Source organism: Bacteroides sp. RCH18 (genome assembly GCF_058231005.1).
On record NZ_JBIPTC010000002.1, the window covers coordinates 2,039,942 to 2,057,403 of the forward strand.

Genomic DNA, 17,462 nt, shown 5'->3' on the forward strand with positions numbered 1-17,462 from the left:
TTCTTTTTCTTTTATTCTACTTTTACTTTATACACTGAGATACATCCGTCGGGACAAACCATTGCACACGAGCTGCATCCGTTGCAGGTATCTTCTTTTACTTGCCAGGCATAGTTATAGCCTTTCATATTCACCTCTTTGTTGAGGGCGATTACATCGAGCGGACACGCTACTACACACAGGTTGCATCCTTTGCAACGCTCCGTGTCGACTACGATTGCTCCTTTAATTTTTGCCATAATCTCTATTTTATTACGTTATCTTTGAATTCGGTTATTGATTATACATATCTTTGTGGTAGAAATTCAGGATATCTATCGCCATTGTTCTGGCTTGAACAGCGGGGCTGTCGGGATTAAGATCGATAGCATACTGGTAGTTATCCAGCGCCTGCTTCCAATCTCCTTTTTTTCGGTAGGCATTTCCCCGTAAATAGTAGAGCATATCTTTATCTTTCTCGACAGAATCGTCTTGGAGAAGTTGGTCCAGTTGCTTGATTGCTATGTCCACATCCCCTTGATTGATAAGCTCTTTTAGGTTGTCTATTTGCTCCATTTTCTTTCGTCTTTCGGGATTCTGAATCGCAAAGATAGTTTTTATTTATGTAAATGGGGGAAAATGAGAAAGGAAATTTACCTCCTTTTGTTTTTATTGCATATTGGGTGAATAAATAATCAATATTAAATATGCCTTAAGATAATTCTTGAGTATAAAAGACAGAATTAGAGAAGAGGTATTTATGTTAATGACAGGTAAAACCGTATATTTGCAAGCCGTTTATCTGCAAACAATGCATAGGCGGTAAGGTGAATAACATCTTTATTTATGTGCTGAATCAAAGAATAATATGGAAATAAAAGAACGTATACAGTTGCTGCTGTCTGAAATGAACAGGGGGGTATATGAGAAAGAGGCTGAAATCGGTTTGTCTTTGCTGGCTGCTTTGGCGGGCGAAAGTATTTTGTTGCTGGGACCTCCTGGGGTGGCAAAGTCGATGGTGGCCCGTCGGTTGAAGAGAGCTTTCGTAGATGCAAGGGCATTTGAATACCTGATGTCCCGTTTCTCCACACCTGATGAGATCTTTGGTCCGGTGAGCATCAGCCGACTGAAGGAATCGGATAAATACGAGCGTGCTGTGGACGGGTATCTGCCTACAGCGGATGTCGTGTTTCTGGATGAAATATGGAAAGCCGGTCCGGCTATTCAGAATACGTTGCTGACAGTCATCAATGAAAAACTGTTTCGGAACGGAGATACGGAACTGAAACTTCCGTTGAAGCTGCTGGTGGCTGCCAGTAATGAACTGCCTACGCAGGGCGAAGGACTGGAAGCCTTGTGGGACCGTTTCTTGATTCGCATTATCAGCACCTGCGTGAAACAGGAGGAAGCATTCTATCAGATGTTGCTGGACGATGGTGACGAAGAAGAACAGGAAGCATGCCGGTGGCAGATTTCGGATGAGGAATATGTCGGATGGCAGAAAGAGATACGACAGATCAAGGTACCTGCCGAAGTCCTGTCCTGCATCACAGAAATTCGTAAGAACCTGGAGAAAGTCGAGATTCAAGGCTCGGAAATACATCGGAATGTCTATGTGAGCGACCGTCGCTGGAAGAATATCGTGAAGCTGCTGAAAGCTTCTGCTTTCATTCATGGTCGGAAGGAAGTCTGCCTGACAGATTTATTACCTGTTTACCACTGCTTGTGGAATGAACCGGAAGAGTGTGCGGATATCCGGCAGATCGTTGTCCGTGCGCTGTTTGTGCCTTATGTGAAGGAGATAGCCGCTATCAACTTATCATTAAAGTCAGACCTGAAAGTGAGCCGTGTGCGTGAAGCATTGGAGAAAGCCCGTCAGAAAGGTGACCGCAGGGACGATGATTTGATGATCATCGATCATTTCTACTATCAGATAGAGAATCATGGCACGGGAAATACCTACATATTTATTGTGGATTATAAGAATCTGAAAGAATACAGTCCGAAGGATGTTCCTGCGACAGGAGTCATGTATGCCGATCCGCTGAATCCGAAGCGGACGATTATACGTACTTTTTCGGATGCCACCAAAATGAAGGAACAAGGTGCCGAGAGGGTGACACTTTACAGGGATGAGAAGAATCTTTATATCAATGGTGTCCGCTTTCCGATGCGTCGGCTGAAGAGGGGAGAGCAACAGCAGTTGTGGCTAGGCAATATGACTCTCACCGACCGGGATTATGAGACGGAGTTGGAGACAGCCCACGGCCGGATTGAGAAATTAGTAAAAGACTTGTCTGAGAATATTTTCGTCTCCGAAGAAGATAAAAAAGGGGTGGCACAATATGTGGCGACCCTTCGTAAAGAGATTGCATGGGCACGGGTGGATGTCCGTAAACTGAGATACGGTGATGAGTCTTAGATATGATGCTGCATTTTATGTGCAGGTGCTGGATAAGTATGTAGCGACCGGAGAGTGTGCGGAGGCGGATAACGAACCGTTGTACGCTTATCTGCTTTCCGTTATGAACGATCCGATGATAAAGATACAAGTCCTGAGTGATGAACTATGTGCCCGAATCTTTTACGATGCGATGAGCCAGTTTATACGGCTGAATCTGGAAAAGCAAAAGTACAATATGCAGAAAAGCCAGTCGGAACAGCAAGGAATGGAGCTTGTGCTGGAATGGTCCGAGACCAAGCGGAAAGACGGATGGCAGGCTTTACTGCAGGAGGTTGCCGGCAAACATGAAGGTAATGGTTTCGACAGGGCGTTTTATCAGGGGCAGTTCGGCAATGAAGGGAGATATGCGGATGAGGAAGTTTGGGAGAGGATGGTGGACGACTGGAAAGAAGCTTTCCAACGGGATTTGCAGGAGCAAAAGGAAAAGGAGATAGAACAGCGCAAAGATGATTTCGAACGCAGACTTCATGCCAATCTCAGGAATATCCCTGAATATATCCGGCAAAATAACATCGAGAAAGACGAGTTCTATCAGGCTTGGGGCTTGATGAGCGGTATGTGGAATACGGTGGATTTTGAGCGGATACGCAAAATCGTCCGCATTCAGAAAGAATATCCGGAAGTGGTCAAGGTTGCCAATAAGATGGGGCGTATGGCTGACGATGAAGGACAGGAGCAGTTGCATGTCGCACAGGGGAATGTATATAAGATGGAGCATTCTTCTAAAAGTGACATTTTGGGTATCACAGTAGGGAATGACCTGAACGCATTGCTTCCTACAGAACTGGCGCATTGTGCCGATGATGAGCTGGAAGATTTGTTTGTCTATAAGTACGTTACCCGAAAACTTCAGACCTTCCGTTATAAATCCGAGATCATGCAACCGGCACGGCGACTGGAAATAAAGCCTGCTACGCAGAAAGGACCGATGATAGTCTGTCTGGACACTTCCGGAAGCATGGTCGGGAAACCGGAAAAGATTGCATATTCGCTGCTGATTAAAATACTGGAAATAGCTGACAGGCAACGTCGGGACTGTTTCCTGATTGCCTTTTCTGTATCCATCAATCCGATTGATGTGCGGAGAGAGAGGGCGCGGCTGCTTGAATTTTTCTCCACCACCTCTTGTGGAGATACGAATGCTACCCGAATGCTGCAAGCTACCTTCCGGCTGCTTCAGTCAAAAAAGGAGTATATGAATGCGGATGTGCTATGGATCAGTGATTTTAAGATACCTTTATCCGTACCGGAACTGACAGACAAGATGCTGGAATATAGAAAAGTGGATACGCATTTCTACGGTCTGCAACTTGGGATTGCGGAGAATGAATGGAGTCCTTTCTTCGATCGTATTTATAGAATTGATTATACTCCTTCCCGACGTTACTGATTGTTTTTTGGAGGATTCGGTTTATTTGCTTAAATTGCTACCGGATATAAAGTACGTCTTTCAAATGAAATAAAACGATGTTAGATATTATTCTGATTATACTAGGTGTGTTATGCCTCATTACCGGACTGATGGGGTGTATACTTCCATTCCTGCCCGGTCCTCCCGTTGCTTATTTGGGATTGGTCCTTCTTCATTTTACAGATAAGGTTCAATACACCACCACACAACTTATTGTATGGCTACTGATTGTTGTTGTCGTGCAAATCCTCGACTACTTCACGCCCATGCTTGGCAGCAAGTATAGCGGTGGCAGCAAATGGGGCAATTGGGGATGTATCATCGGGACCCTTATCGGTCTTCTTTTCCTGCCTTGGGGAGTGATTTTCGGTCCGTTCTTGGGGGCAGTTATTGGCGAATTGCTAGGGAATAAAGAGTTTTCTCAAGCACTCAGATCGGGGGTAGGATCATTGATTGGATTTCTACTGGGAACATTCCTGAAATTTGTAGTTTGTGGCTATTTCTGTTATCAGTTTATAGCCGGTTTTATTCGATCATAGAATTCGTTCTGTACGGATTTGAATTATAAGTTTTTGCTTCTTTTCGGAACCAAAAGTGGCAAAACTCGACCTCGCCAACAAAGAAACGACATTCCGTATTCAGTCCTTTCAGCTTTGTCCGCAAATGCCCTGTCAGAAGTGGATAGCGGCTGAAGGGGTCATTTTATACCCTAGCTTCTGGTATGTTCTGGGGAAGGTAAGCGACTTCAGTCCCTTCAGCCTGAAAAATAATCCATTCGAACGTCGGTAGTTACTGACTTAATAGAGCCTGTGTTTATCTCAAACAAAGGTTCTGTTTGGAATAAACACAGGCTCTGTTTGAGGTAAACAGACCTTCTGTTTTTTATCTGAACCATTGGTTAGTTTATTGATTTGAAGTAAGCCGGTATCTCACCAATCTTAGCCTCGGTGTTGAGTACCCTTCGCCTCGGTGCTGAGTGAAGTTTAGCACCGAGCTTATAAAATTCACCCCGCATGCGGAGTAACTATAACTTGTATGCAGAGGGATATAACCAATTGGCTATGGATTTGTTATTGAGACTGAAAGGACTGAAGCCACTTCCCCCCGCTCAGAGGCTCCAAAAGGCGGGGTGCAAAATAGTGCCTTCAGCCGCTATCCCCTTCTATCAAGTCGTTTGCGAGCAAAGCTGAATAGTCTGAATACTGAAAGTACCCCGATTGTTGCAATGGCATTTTTATTATTTTCATCCTATTCGAGTACTAAATGGATGTATGCCCGTCCTAACTATAATAGCACATTGAGTTTGTACCATGAAAAAGACAATCGTTGTTCTTCTTTTGATGGCTTCTTTAGGTTTATTTTCCTTTCTCGTCGCAGGCGAGATTTATGTTTCTCCGCATGGGAGTGACAGGAATGCAGGTACCAAAGAAGCTCCTTATCTTACCTTGAATCGCGCCATCAAGCAGGCTCGTGAATGGAGAAGGCTGAATCGTCCCGAGGCGGCCGGAGGAATTTGTATCTGTTTGGAAGACGGGGTTTATGCACAGTCCGCTCCTTTGTTTATCCGACCGGAGGATAGCGGCACGCCCGATTCTCCGACACTCATCCGTGCGGTGGAGAATGCGCATCCTGTCATCAGTGGCGGAGTGGCAGTGACCGGATGGAAGCAGGGATGTGATGATCCTCGGATTTCAAAGGAATTAAGATCAAAAATATGGGTGGCAGAGGCACCATCCTTTGGAAATAGAATCGTAGAAACCCGTCAGATGTGGGTGAACGGCAACAAGGCTCAACGGGCGGCACAGTTTCCCGATGGAGTGATGGAACGGATGATTGATTTCAATCCGGAAGAACAGACGATAGCAATCCCTGCTTCTCAGATCGGAAACCTTCCCAATGCCCGTCAACTGGAAATGATAGTTCATCAACGTTGGGCGATTGCCATTCTGCGTGTGAAGAGTATAGACGTCAGGGGAGCACAGGCCGTCATTCGCTTTCACGAACCGGAGAGTCATCTGGAGTTTGCCCATCCGTGGCCTCAGCCCGTCATCGGGGTAGAGAAAGGCAACTCTTCCTTTTGCCTGACGAATGCTCTGGAACTGCTGGACCAACCCGGAGAGTGGTTTCAGGAATATCCGTCGGGGACAATCTACTATTATCCCCGTTCGGGAGAAGATATGGAGACTGCCGAAGTGATCGTTCCGGCTCTGGAAACATTGATGATGGTAGACGGCACCTTGGAACGTCCGGTGCGGCATATTCGAGTGGAAGGAATCACCTTTGCCCATACTTCATGGATGCGTCCTTCCTATCAGGGGCACGTCACTCTGCAAGGAGGTTTTCCCCTGCTGGATGCTTATAAACTGCATGAACCGGGACTTCCGGAGAAAGCGGAACTGGAAAACCAGGCGTGGATTGCGCGCCCCGAAACGGCGGTACGTGTACGGGGCACTGAGCATCTTACGTTCAATCGCTGCACGTTCCGGCATCTGGCATCTACCGGACTGGATTATGAATGGGCTGTTTCATCTTCCGGCATAGAGAATTGTGTCTTTTCGGATATCGGCGGCACAGGCATACTGATTGGTGCATTTCCCGACGGAGGTTTTGAGACGCATGTGCCTTTCATCCCTCTGGAAGAACGTGACTTATGCGCGGACATTACCATTAAAAATAATCTGATCACCGATGTGACCAATGAAGACTGGGGGTGCGTGGGTATCGGTGCAGGATATGTCAGCGGTATCGACATTTCCCATAATGAAGTTTGTCACTTGAATTATTCGGGTATTTGTGTCGGCTGGGGATGGACGCCCTTGAAAAGCGGAATGAAGAACAACCGGATAGAAGCCAACTATGTACATCACTTTGCCCGCCGTCTGTATGATGCCGGAGGACTTTATACCCTTTCCAACCAACCGGGCTCCGTGATGCGGAATAATCGGATCGAACATCTCGAAGAAGCACCTTACGCCACCAACGACAGGGCCTTTTATATTTATCTGGATGAAGCTACGGACGGATATACGATTGAAAATAACTGGTGCCCGGCAGAACGTTTCGACTCGAATCGTCCCGGCAACCGGAATGTATGGAGTAATAACGGATCACAAGTGGCAGACAGCATTAAAAATAAAGCCGGAAGATACAACTAATAATAGATCATAAATGAAACCTACTAATTACCATTTGTTTGATTTCCTTGATTTCGATACAGAGTTATCAAGGGATGAGTCGCTTTGGAAAGCCTGTAAACCGACAGCCGTTTACGAAAAGGATGGGGATATCTGTGTCACGGTCCCCTTTCAGAAACAGCTGTTAGCCAATGATATGGCTGCGGATACGGCTGTCCCCCGAGAAGAATATACGTTGATCATACGCCAGTATAATATCGGCATTACCCGTCTGTTTCTTGGATTTGGTGAATATGAACTGACAGATCAGTCGGAAATGCTGCAATTCAGCGAACGGATACGCAGAGTACCTTTGTCTGTAGAGAAGCTGGGAGGCGAATGGATTCTTTTCACCCAAGACGGGATGAAGCGTGCTGTTATCAATGTAGAAGAGCCGGCTTTGGACCGATGGAGTGAGTTACTGCCCGATCCTCAGGAAACACTGGACATCACTCTGTATCCTGACGGCAAACGGGAAATCCGCCTGGCAGCATACGATCATTTCTCACCTCCCCGCTATGACGGACTGCCCATTGCCTTCTGCAAACGGACGGGCAAGAAAGAACGTGCCACCCTTTCTTTCGAGAGCCGGCCGGATGAATGCTTTGCAGGAACCGGAGAGCGTTTCTTCAAAATGGACTTGAGCGGACAAACGCTTTTCCTCAAGAATCAAGACGGGCAGGGAGTAAATAACCGGCGTACCTATAAGAATATACCTTTCTATCTCTCCAGCCGGATGTACGGGACTTTTTACCATACCTGCGCCCACAGCAAACTTTCGCTGGCGGGACATTCCACCCGCTCCGTACAGTTCCTGAGCGATCAGGCTATGCTGGATGTATTTGTCATTGCCGGCGATACGATGGAAGAGATACTTCGCGGCTACCGTGACCTGACCGGATATCCTTCGATGCCTCCTCTCTGGAGTTTCGGAGTGTGGATGAGCCGGATGACTTATTTCAGTGCCGACGAAGTAAATGGGATCTGCGACCGTATGCGTGCCGAACATTATCCCTGCGATGTCATCCATCTGGATACCGGATGGTTCAGAACCGACTGGCTGTGTGAATGGAAGTTTAACGAGGAGCGTTTTCCCGACCCGAAAGGATTCATTCAGAGATTGAAAAAGAACGGTTACCGTGTATCCCTATGGCAGTTACCTTATGTTGCCGAAGATGCGGAACAGATCGAAGAGGCAAAGGCGAATGAGTATATAGCTCCGCTGACGAAACAGCAGGATACGGACGGTTCCAACTTCTCGGCTCTGGATTATGCGGGTACTATCGACTTTACTTATCCGAAGGCAACCGAATGGTACAAGGGGTTATTAAAGCAACTTCTGGATATGGGCGTCACCTGTATTAAAACGGACTTCGGAGAAAATATCCACATGGATGCCGTTTACAAAGGCATGAAACCGGAACTGTTGAATAACCTGTATGCCTTGCTCTATCAGAAGGCAGCTTACGAAATAACAAAGGAGGTAACAGGAGACGGTATTGTCTGGGCACGTGCCGCCTGGGCGGGTTGCCAGCGTTATCCGTTGCACTGGGGAGGTGACTCCTGCAGTTCATGGGATGGCATGGCCGGTTCGCTCAAAGGAGGCCTGCACTTCGGCTTATCGGGTTTTGCCTTCTGGAGCCATGATGTCCCCGGATTCCATACCTTGCCCAACTTTATGAACTCAATCGTAGCGGATGACGTCTATATGCGCTGGACACAGTTTGGAGTATTCACCTCACACATCCGTTATCATGGAACCAATAAGCGGGAGCCCTGGCATTATCCGGCTATCGCCCCGCTGGTGAAGAAGTGGTGGAAACTGCGTTACTCGTTGATTCCCTACATCATAGAGCAAAGCAAACTGGCAGTAGAAAGTGGCTGGCCGTTGTTGCAGGCGCTCATCCTGCATCATCCGGAAGATAAACTCTGCTGGCATATCGACGACGAATATTACTTCGGCAACGATTTTCTGGTAGCTCCGGTGATGAATAGCGAAAACCGTCGCGACATTTATCTCCCCGAAGGACAGTGGGTGAATTTCTTTACCGGCGAACGGCTGCAAGGCGGACGCTGGCTGAAAGAGGTGTATGTGCCATTGGAAGAGATGCCTGTTTATGTGCGTGAGAATGCCGTTATCCCGATTTATCCGGAGGAAGTGAATTGTACGGACGAGATGGATTTAAGCAAAAGTATTGCCTTGCGCATAGATCATAATTACAAAGGATTTTGGACTAAATAAAGAATAGCAATGAAAACTTGGAAAACAAACTTAGAGGAAACGAAACAGCGTTATATAAATTGGTGGAATCATAAAGGAATTATTCTTTCTATGTGGGAACACTTTCAGGAAGGCGTGAAACCGCACGCCGACATTGCTCCACCTGCTCCGGCAAGGGATTTGTCGCAGAAGTGGTTCGATCCTCAATGGCGGGTGGAATATCTCGATTGGTATGTCGCTCACAGTAGTCTGATGGCAGATATGCTGCCTGTTGCAAATACCCAGTTGGGTCCCGGCTCGCTGGCTGCTATTCTGGGCGGAGTATTTGAAGGAGGCGAAGATACGATCTGGATACATCCCGATCCGAACTTTAATGATGAGATCGTATTCAATCCCGAACATCCGAACTGGCTCTTGCATAAGGAACTGCTGAAAGCGTGCAAGTCTAAAGCCAACGGAAACTACTTTGTCGGTATGCCCGACCTGATGGAAGGACTGGATGTATTGGCAGCTTTGAAAGGTACGGATATGGTATTGTTGGATACGGTGATGCAGCCCGAAGTACTGGAGCAACAGATGCAGCAGATCAATGACATCTATTTTAAAGTCTTTGATAAACTCTACGACATTATCCGTGAAGGGGATGAAATGGCATTCTGTTATTTCTCTTCATGGGCTCCGGGCAAGATGAGTAAGTTGCAGAGCGATATTTCTACCATGATCAGTCAGGATGATTATCGTCGTTTTGTGCAGCCGTTTATTCGTGAGCAATGTCAGAAAATCGATTATACGCTCTATCATCTTGATGGAGTGGGAGCGATGCATCACCTTCCCGCCTTGCTGGAGATTGAAGAACTGAATGCCATCCAATGGACGCCCGGTGTCGGCGAGCCGCAGGGAGGTTCTCCGAAGTGGTACGATTTATATAAGAAGATACTGGCAGGAGGCAAGAGCGTAATGGCTTGCTGGGTGACTCTGGAGGAGCTGAAACCTTTATTGGACCATATCGGGGCAGACGGAGTGCATCTGGAAATGGATTTTCACAATGAGAGGGAAGTGGAGCAGGCAATGAGAATCATTGAGGAATATACCGGTTCTTCTTCGTCTGTGTCTGCAGATGTTCACACGAATCAACCCGTTGGAGAACAGGATAATGCACAGGAAAGTATTCGGATCAGAGAAGAAAAGTCTCAGGAAGAGGATCGGCTGAAACCTTTGTATGATGCCATTGTAGCCGGAAAACTGGAACCGGCTGTTGAAGTTACAAAGGATGCTATTGCTGCCGGAGTGCTCCCGCAGGATATTATCAATGGCTATATGATTACGGCTATGGGCGAAGTCGGCCAGCGCTTTCAGGACGGCAAAGCCTTTGTCCCTCAGCTCCTCATGGCGGGGCGTGCCATGAAAGGAGCTTTGGAACTTTTGAAACCTTTACTGGCAGGGAATGCATCTGCTACTATCGGGAAAATTGTGATCGGTACTGTAAAAGGAGATTTGCATGATATTGGAAAGAACCTCGTGGCTTCCATGTTGGAAGGTTGTGGCTTCGAAGTGATAAATATCGGTATTGATGTTACTTGCGACAAGTTTGTTGAAGCGGTGAAGGAGAACAAAGCTGACATCTTATGTATGAGTGCCTTGCTGACTACCACTATGACTTATATGCAGGATGTGATTCGGGCATTGGAAGAGGCGGGTATCCGCGATCAGGTGAAAGTGATGATCGGAGGAGCACCTGTGAGTCAGGGATTTGCCGATGAAATCGGTGCTGACGGGTATAGTGATAATGCTAATACTGCCGTGGCGGTCGCCAAAGTGCTGATGGGGAAAAGAGATTAAGAATATTTTAATTGTTAATACTTGAATTATGCACGCGAAATTCTTAGACACACTGGATTGGGGCATTCTGATTGCCTATTTTCTGATTCTTATCGCCATTGGTATATGGGCAAGTTCCAAACGAAAGAAGGGGAGCAGTCTCTTTTTGGCGGAACATTCTTTGAGATGGCACCATATCGGATTCTCCATGTGGGGGACTAATGTGGGGCCGTCTATGTTGATAGCTTCTGCCAGTGCCGGATTTACTACCGGCATCGTTTCGGGCAATTATGCCTGGTATGCCTTCGTTTTTATATGCCTGCTTGCTTTTGTTTTCGCTCCCCGTTACTTGGGTTCTCGTGTTTCCACCTTGCCGGAGTTTATGGGAAAGCGGTTCGGACAGTCTACCCGTAATATCTTGGCATGGTATACGATTGTTACAATCTTGATTTCCTGGCTGGCATTGACATTGTTTGCGGGTGGCGTTCTGATTCGCCAGGTATTCGATATACCGATGTGGCAGTCCGCTTTGATATTGCTGATTATATCCGCATTCTTTACGATGCTCGGAGGATTGAAAGCGGTTGCCTACACGAATGTCTATCAGATGATCTTGTTGATTCTCGTTTCGGCTACGCTGGCTATTGTAGGAATCTATAAGGTTGGTGGTATATCGGCTTTGGCAGATGCCGTTCCGGCAGACTTCTGGAATCTGTTCAGACCGAATGATGATCCCGCTTTCCCTTGGTTGCCGATTATTTTGGGATATCCTGTGATGGGAGTATGGTTTTGGTGTACGGATCAGTCAATGGTGCAGCCTGTGTTGGCAGCCAAAAGTCTGAAAGAAGGACAGCTGGGAACGAACTTTACCGGATGGCTCAAAATACTGGACGTTCCTCTTTATATTCTTCCGGGTATCATCTGTCTGGCCTTATTTCCGCAGTTGGAGAATCCCGATGAGGCGTATATGACGATGGTAACCCATTTATTTCCTGTCGGGATGGTGGGACTGGTGTTGGCTGTGTTGACTGCCGCGCTTGTCAGTACTATCGGATCGGCATTGAATGCTTTGAGTACCGTGTTTACGATGGATATTTATGTGAAGAAGATTCGTCCGCAGGCGAAACAGAAGGAGATCATCCGGGTTGGACAAGTGGTGACGGTAACCGGTGCATTGATATCCGTAATTATAACGATCGCCATTGACAGCATTCACGGACTGAATCTATTCAATGTTTTCCAGTCTGTATTGGGATTCATCGCGCCTCCTATGGCAGCAGTTTTCCTTTTTGGCGTTTTCTGGAAGCGTACGACTACGTTGGCTGCTAACGCTGCCCTGACAGTGGGGACGGTATTCAGTATAGGAGTAGGTGTATTGTACCTGTGGGTATTTCCTGCGGATCAATATCCTGCATGGCCTCACTTTATGCTATTATCCTTCTATCTGTTCGTTATTATCGGGATAGGGATGGTAGTTGTCAGTCTGTTAGATAAGACTCCTCAGACGGAAATATTGAATATGGAGAAGATCAAAGAAAAGCCTGCCCGCATCGTACTTATCTTATGGGGGATGCTTATCGTAACTATGATAGGGCTTTATATCTTCTTTAATGGTCATTAAAGAAGATATAAAGCTGACTAAAAAGTCGATAGTATCTCCATTCTCCTCCTTCGGGAAGGAGGAGTACCCGTAGGGGGAGGTGGTAGGTAATTATATAACTTGTTTATTATCATTAATTTATTTCTTCACCTACCACCTCGGTCTTCGACCACTCCTCCTTCCCGAAGGAGGAGAATGGAGATACTACTGACTTTTTAGTCAGCCCCTAATCACAAATTTATCTGTGTTTTCTTTTGCGATAACAGTTTTCGTAAGTGCACAGTCCACAAGTATATTCAAGCTTGCGGACATTAGTGCCCGTTCCGATGACACCACTAACTGATTTGATGGGTACCATGAGGCTGGAATCTGTCAGCCGGATGCCACAGGGATCAGCTACGGGGAACAATGGGAATAGCTTTTGTTGTTCCGAAACGTGCCATCCACAGTATCCTGGACTGTATCGGTTGGTATGTTTCCAGTTCTTCTCCCGTATATATTCAGCCAAAGCGACTTCCATGCAATCAGCCGTCTTTTCTGCAATAATACTCCCTAACGAGTCTGCTATGTATATTTTGACCATATCTCCTTCTTGTTGCAACGTATGCTGAAATTCCTCAAACTCAGTTCCGGAAGTAGCTGCGAAAAAGACAAACGCTTCCGAGCCTCTTAATTGACGGGCGATGGTTTTACCAACAGAGAAAACGGTACTTTTACTTTGTGTAGAAAAAGTGTTTTGCTCAGGGCTCCGTGTGGGAATGGTGTCTTGTATAAGATTGACAGTGGGTGGATGGATGCTTTGAAGTACGCTAAGAGTCTCTTTTTCGATATCAAGTGTCCCTTCCATAAAGAAGAATGCGAACCGAGGGCGAAGCAGGGGAGTAATCCGTTTTAGCAACGTATTAGTCTCATCTATCACCATCTGATCCGGTATAGAATCTTTGTACCCCATCGCTTCATAAATTTCGGACGATGGGATTCGTAAGTCTTGATAAGTGAGTTCTTGCTCAATCATTATTAACTGACATTATCTGAATGACAGCCTAATTTCGAGTTTCATTGAACTCTTCCAATGCTGTATAAAAAGCGTTTATATTAGCTAATGGCGTATATGGCGGTATATCGCAACCGCTCGACAGAACGAAGTTCGGATATGCGGCAGTGGCTTCCAATAACTGTAGAGTCGCTTTTTTCATTTCCTCCGGACTCGACATCTTGAAAAGACTGACCGGATCAAGATTACCCATTGCAAGAGCATCGGCAGGAACTTCTTTCAATGCTTCCTCCATGTTGATTTTATTTCCGAAATGATAGGCTGCCGCACCCGTATATACCATAGCCTGGGTGCAATTTCCTGTATTCCCGCAATTATGAAGTACAACGGTGAAATGATCATCCTGAACCTTCTCAACTATTTCTTTTACGAATACAGAAGAGTATTGCAGGCAATCTTCATTGGATAATAATCCGGCAGCAGGTTCCGCCATTACCACTCCATTCACTCCGGTCGCTTTCAGGGCCATACAGTACCGAATAATGAAATCGGTACATTTGCGCAGCAAAGTGTTGGCTGCCTCGGGGTTGATATAAATCAGCATCATGATCTCAGACATATCATACAAGCGTCCCGCTAATGAATAAGGACCGATACAACCAGCCAGCACCGGACGGTCTGTGATATTCTTTGCAGTCAGCATATTCGCTTTGAGATATTGTGCAATCCTTCCTTTATTCAGTGCCGGTATTTCCAAGGCTTCAATGGCAGCTTCGTCTGTAAGTAAACGACCGGATACGCTTGGAACTTCATTTTCCGGAAATACAATTTCGGCTCCGAATGCTTCCGCCTCTACCGTTAAATCCATGATAACCGTTGCGGCAGCAGAAGGATATTTGTCGCAGAGCGCTTTGATTGCTTCATAATGCACCTGTCCGTTCGTTACTGCATCATGAACCGTCTTTCCGATAAGCTCGATGCCCGGATGTGTCATGATAGGAATGGAAATGACCTTTTTATTCAGGATCGTCTGATTGATCCAGTCTTTCATATTCAGTTTACCCATAACTTCTGTTTTTTAACTTCGTCATATAGTAAGACGATGCAGGTACCCTTTTGTAATCAGTACTTATAAATAAAGCTGTTCTTCAAGAAAGAAGAACAGCTTTATCTATATTTGAATGCTTATCAGGCTTTATTTTACCGGAATCTTATCAATACGATTCTGATGACGTCCTCCCTCAAACTGTGTTGAGAAGAACTCCGTCAATATCATGTCCGCCTCCTCAGTGCTGATGAAGCGTCCCGGCATCACGAGAATATTGGCGTCATTATGTTGACGGGCCAGATGTGCGATCTCTGCATTCCAGCAAAGAGCAGCACGTATTCCCTGATGTTTGTTCAGAGTCATGTTGATTCCGTTTCCGCTGCCGCAGATCGCAATACCGGGATAACATTCACCCGATTCTACTGCTAGGGCCAGCGGATGGGCATAGTCCGGATAATCTACGCTTGCGGCAGAGTTGGTTCCGAAATCTTTGTAAGCCCAGCCTTTTACTTCCAGCCAGCCGCGAACATATTCTTTTAGTTCAAAACCGGCGTGGTCGCATGCTAATCCAATTGTTTTCATTAAATCATTGCTTTTACCTGATTATATACGTTCTCGGCAGTAAATCCAAGTTTTTCATCCAATACTGTGTAAGGAGCAGAGAAACCGAAAGATTCCAATCCCCAGACTTTGCCGTGGCAACCTACCAGACCTTGAAGAGTGACAGGCAAACCGGCAGTAAGACCGAATATCTTGGCATCAGCCGGAAGAACTGATTCCTGATATTCCTTAGACTGGCTGCGGAACAGACCTTCTGATGGTGCAGATACGATACGAACCTTTACACCATCCTTGCGAAGCAACTCTGTACCGGCTACCAAAGTAGACACTTCGGAACCTGAAGCTACCAGGATTACATCCGGATTTTCGTCTGAACCGGCTACGATATAAGCACCCTTGGCTGCTTGTTCGTAATCAGTTCCGGCAGGCAAGTTAGCGATATTCTGACGGGAGAAGATCAGGCCTGTCGGAGTAGACATATTTTCCATGGCAAGTTTCCATGCGATAGTTGTTTCTTCCGCATCAGCCGGACGAAGTACCAACATAGAGTTGTGTCCCTTGTGGTTTTTCAATTTCTCCATCAGGCGGATTTGAGCTTCCTGTTCTACCGGTTCATGAGTAGGACCGTCTTCACCTACGCGGAATGCATCATGAGTCCAGATGAACTTCACTGGTTGTTCCATCAGAGCAGCCATACGTACGGCAGGTTTCATATAGTCGGAGAATACGAAGAATGTACCGCAAGCAGCGATCACACCACCGTGAAGTGACATACCGATACAGATACAAGCCATTGATAATTCAGATACACCGGCCTGGAAGAATGCACCGCTGAAATCGCCCTTCTTGAAAGAATGAGTTTTCTTCAGGAAACCGTCAGTCTTGTCAGAGTTAGAAAGGTCGGCAGAAGCAACGATCATATTTTCTACCTGCATTGCAAGAGCACTCAGAACAGTTGCAGAAGCGGCACGAGTGGCAGTACCTGCTTTCTGTTCGATGGCAGCCCAGTCTACTTTGGGAGCTTTGCCGGAGAAGAATGCTTCCAGTTTAGCTGCCAGTTCCGGATTAGCTTTGGTCCATTCGGCTTTCTTTGCATATCTTTCAGCTACGATTTTCTTTAATTCTGCTGCTCTCTTTGCATACAGTTCGGCAACTTCCGGGAAAATCACGAACGGATTGACAGGATCGCCACCTAGGTTCTTGATTGTATTTACATAAGCATCGCCACCGAGCGGAGCACCGTGTGTAGCACAGTTGGCTTCGTAGCTGCTGCCGTCTGCCTTGCGTGCGCCTTTACCCATAACGGTTTTACCGATAATCAGAGTCGGGCGCTCTTTTTCTGCCTGTGCTTCTTTGATAGCTGCACGGATTTCGTCAGGATCATTACCATTGATGCTGAGTACGTTCCATCCCCATGCTTCATATTTCATGGCAGTGTCTTCAACGGTTACATCTTTCGTTTCTGTAGAAAGCTGAATATCGTTGGAGTCATAGAACATGATCAGGTTGTCCAGTCCCAATGCACCGGCAATACGTCCGGCACCCTGAGAGATTTCTTCCTGAATACCACCATCGGAAATGTATGCGTAAATAGTCTGATTCATTACTTCATTGAAGCGTGCTTTCAGGAATTTAGCTGCGATAGCGGCACCTACAGCGAAAGTATGTCCCTGTCCCAGCGGACCGGAAGTATTTTCGATACCACGCATGATGTCTACTTCCGGATGTCCCGGAGTAGGGCTTCCCCATTGGCGGAATTCTTTCAGTTCGTCCAGAGTGAACTTACCGGTCAATGCCAAAGTTGAATAAAGCATCGGAGACATATGACCCGGATCAAGGAAGAAACGGTCACGACCTTCCCAACGCGGATTTTCAGGATCGTATACTAGAAATTCAGAGAAGAGTACATTTACAAAGTCAGCACCACCCATGGCGCCACCCGGGTGACCGGAATTGGCTTTCTCAACCATTGAAGCAGCAAGAATACGGATGTTATCCGCTGCACGATTCATAAGTTTATTATCGTTCATATCTTTAATAATTAATAGATTTGCTAGTCTGTCAATGTGCCAATTACTTGGCATATTTCTCATAATGTTGGCAAAGATAGCTCTTTATGTGTAATTAACCATCCAAAAGAGCTATCTTTTTTGTAGGCTTTTTAGCAGCCTTCTTGTTTACAATACAGTAAGT

The 17,462-nt window shown here is 46.3% G+C and carries 14 protein-coding genes; 8 read left to right on the forward strand and 6 right to left on the reverse strand.

Annotation, left to right across the window (positions count from 1 at the left end):
* Positions 1–11: 11 nt before the first annotated feature.
* Together ACHLI0_RS23185 and ACHLI0_RS23190 are read right to left on the reverse strand one after the other, a co-directional pair.
* Positions 12–239 carry a 4Fe-4S dicluster domain-containing protein gene (locus ACHLI0_RS23185; RefSeq protein ID WP_008760626.1) on the reverse strand — a complete coding sequence of 76 codons (228 nt, stop codon included), beginning with the start codon at positions 237–239 and terminating at the stop codon, positions 12–14.
* Positions 240–273: 34 nt separating this feature from the next.
* A complete protein-coding gene (locus ACHLI0_RS23190) occupies positions 274–555 on the reverse strand; it encodes a tetratricopeptide repeat protein (protein ID WP_008766138.1) in 282 nt (93 codons plus the stop codon).
* A 292-nt stretch (positions 556–847) separates the two neighbouring features.
* Between ACHLI0_RS23190 and ACHLI0_RS23195 the strand changes: the two genes are divergently transcribed.
* The 8 genes from ACHLI0_RS23195 to ACHLI0_RS23230 all read left to right on the forward strand — a co-directional run bounded on the left by ACHLI0_RS23195 (position 848) and on the right by ACHLI0_RS23230 (position 12,687).
* On the forward strand, positions 848–2,401 hold the full coding sequence (locus ACHLI0_RS23195) for an AAA family ATPase (RefSeq protein ID WP_490750119.1): 1,554 nt from the start codon (positions 848–850) through the stop codon (positions 2,399–2,401).
* Positions 2,391–3,833: a vWA domain-containing protein gene (locus tag ACHLI0_RS23200; RefSeq protein WP_055217401.1), complete on the forward strand. Its 1,443-nt coding sequence runs from the start codon at positions 2,391–2,393 to the stop codon at positions 3,831–3,833. The genes ACHLI0_RS23195 and ACHLI0_RS23200 overlap by 11 nt, the downstream gene beginning before the upstream one ends.
* Before the next feature lie 77 nt (positions 3,834–3,910).
* Positions 3,911–4,393 carry a DUF456 domain-containing protein gene (locus ACHLI0_RS23205; RefSeq protein ID WP_490750120.1) on the forward strand — a complete coding sequence of 161 codons (483 nt, stop codon included), beginning with the start codon at positions 3,911–3,913 and terminating at the stop codon, positions 4,391–4,393.
* Positions 4,394–4,448: 55 nt separating this feature from the next.
* Positions 4,449–4,643, forward strand: a complete 195-nt coding sequence (locus tag ACHLI0_RS23210; RefSeq protein WP_490750121.1) for a hypothetical protein — start codon at positions 4,449–4,451, stop codon at positions 4,641–4,643.
* Positions 4,644–5,164: 521 nt separating this feature from the next.
* The gene (locus tag ACHLI0_RS23215) at positions 5,165–7,009 is read left to right on the forward strand and encodes a right-handed parallel beta-helix repeat-containing protein (RefSeq protein WP_490750122.1); all 1,845 of its coding nucleotides are present in this window, start codon (positions 5,165–5,167) and stop codon (positions 7,007–7,009) included.
* Between the two features lie 13 nt (positions 7,010–7,022).
* The gene (locus tag ACHLI0_RS23220) at positions 7,023–9,269 is read left to right on the forward strand and encodes a glycoside hydrolase family 31 protein (protein WP_490750123.1); all 2,247 of its coding nucleotides are present in this window, start codon (positions 7,023–7,025) and stop codon (positions 9,267–9,269) included.
* Positions 9,270–9,278: 9 nt separating this feature from the next.
* Positions 9,279–11,087 carry a corrinoid protein gene (locus ACHLI0_RS23225; protein WP_490750124.1) on the forward strand — a complete coding sequence of 603 codons (1,809 nt, stop codon included), beginning with the start codon at positions 9,279–9,281 and terminating at the stop codon, positions 11,085–11,087.
* A 28-nt stretch (positions 11,088–11,115) separates the two neighbouring features.
* Entirely contained in the window at positions 11,116–12,687 is a 1,572-nt protein-coding gene (locus ACHLI0_RS23230; protein WP_490750125.1) for a sodium:solute symporter, read from the forward strand.
* A 217-nt stretch (positions 12,688–12,904) separates the two neighbouring features.
* Here ACHLI0_RS23230 and ACHLI0_RS23235 read toward each other — a convergent pair whose 3' ends face one another.
* The 4 genes from ACHLI0_RS23235 to ACHLI0_RS23250 form a co-directional block, all read right to left on the reverse strand.
* Positions 12,905–13,681, reverse strand: a complete 777-nt coding sequence (locus ACHLI0_RS23235; RefSeq protein ID WP_490750126.1) for a vitamin B12 dependent-methionine synthase activation domain-containing protein — start codon at positions 13,679–13,681, stop codon at positions 12,905–12,907.
* A 28-nt stretch (positions 13,682–13,709) separates the two neighbouring features.
* Complete coding sequence (locus tag ACHLI0_RS23240) at positions 13,710–14,726, reverse strand: uroporphyrinogen decarboxylase family protein (protein ID WP_490750127.1); 1,017 nt, start codon at positions 14,724–14,726, stop codon at positions 13,710–13,712.
* A gap of 129 nt (positions 14,727–14,855) precedes the next feature.
* Positions 14,856–15,290, reverse strand: a complete 435-nt coding sequence (gene rpiB, locus ACHLI0_RS23245; protein ID WP_008766127.1) for a ribose 5-phosphate isomerase B — start codon at positions 15,288–15,290, stop codon at positions 14,856–14,858.
* Positions 15,290–17,299, reverse strand: a complete 2,010-nt coding sequence (locus ACHLI0_RS23250; RefSeq protein ID WP_008760638.1) for a transketolase family protein — start codon at positions 17,297–17,299, stop codon at positions 15,290–15,292. The genes rpiB and ACHLI0_RS23250 overlap by 1 nt, the downstream gene beginning before the upstream one ends.
* Positions 17,300–17,462: the final 163 nt, after the last annotated feature.

Excerpts from the sequence above, each read along its gene's own strand:
- ACHLI0_RS23240 (WP_490750127.1), bottom strand. The coding sequence starts at position 14,726 with ATGGGTAAACTGAATATGAAAGACTGGATCAATCAGACGATCCTGAAT.
- ACHLI0_RS23220 (WP_490750123.1), top strand. The coding sequence starts at position 7,023 with ATGAAACCTACTAATTACCATTTGTTTGATTTCCTTGATTTCGATACA.
- ACHLI0_RS23195 (WP_490750119.1), top strand. The coding sequence starts at position 848 with ATGGAAATAAAAGAACGTATACAGTTGCTGCTGTCTGAAATGAACAGG.
- ACHLI0_RS23250 (WP_008760638.1), bottom strand. The coding sequence starts at position 17,299 with ATGAACGATAATAAACTTATGAATCGTGCAGCGGATAACATCCGTATT.
- ACHLI0_RS23215 (WP_490750122.1), top strand. The coding sequence starts at position 5,165 with ATGAAAAAGACAATCGTTGTTCTTCTTTTGATGGCTTCTTTAGGTTTA.
- ACHLI0_RS23235 (WP_490750126.1), bottom strand. The coding sequence starts at position 13,681 with ATGATTGAGCAAGAACTCACTTATCAAGACTTACGAATCCCATCGTCC.
- ACHLI0_RS23200 (WP_055217401.1), top strand. The coding sequence starts at position 2,391 with ATGAGTCTTAGATATGATGCTGCATTTTATGTGCAGGTGCTGGATAAG.
- ACHLI0_RS23230 (WP_490750125.1), top strand. The coding sequence starts at position 11,116 with ATGCACGCGAAATTCTTAGACACACTGGATTGGGGCATTCTGATTGCC.
- ACHLI0_RS23225 (WP_490750124.1), top strand. The coding sequence starts at position 9,279 with ATGAAAACTTGGAAAACAAACTTAGAGGAAACGAAACAGCGTTATATA.
- ACHLI0_RS23185 (WP_008760626.1), bottom strand. The coding sequence starts at position 239 with ATGGCAAAAATTAAAGGAGCAATCGTAGTCGACACGGAGCGTTGCAAA.
- ACHLI0_RS23190 (WP_008766138.1), bottom strand. The coding sequence starts at position 555 with ATGGAGCAAATAGACAACCTAAAAGAGCTTATCAATCAAGGGGATGTG.
- ACHLI0_RS23205 (WP_490750120.1), top strand. The coding sequence starts at position 3,911 with ATGTTAGATATTATTCTGATTATACTAGGTGTGTTATGCCTCATTACC.
- rpiB (WP_008766127.1), bottom strand. The coding sequence starts at position 15,290 with ATGAAAACAATTGGATTAGCATGCGACCACGCCGGTTTTGAACTAAAA.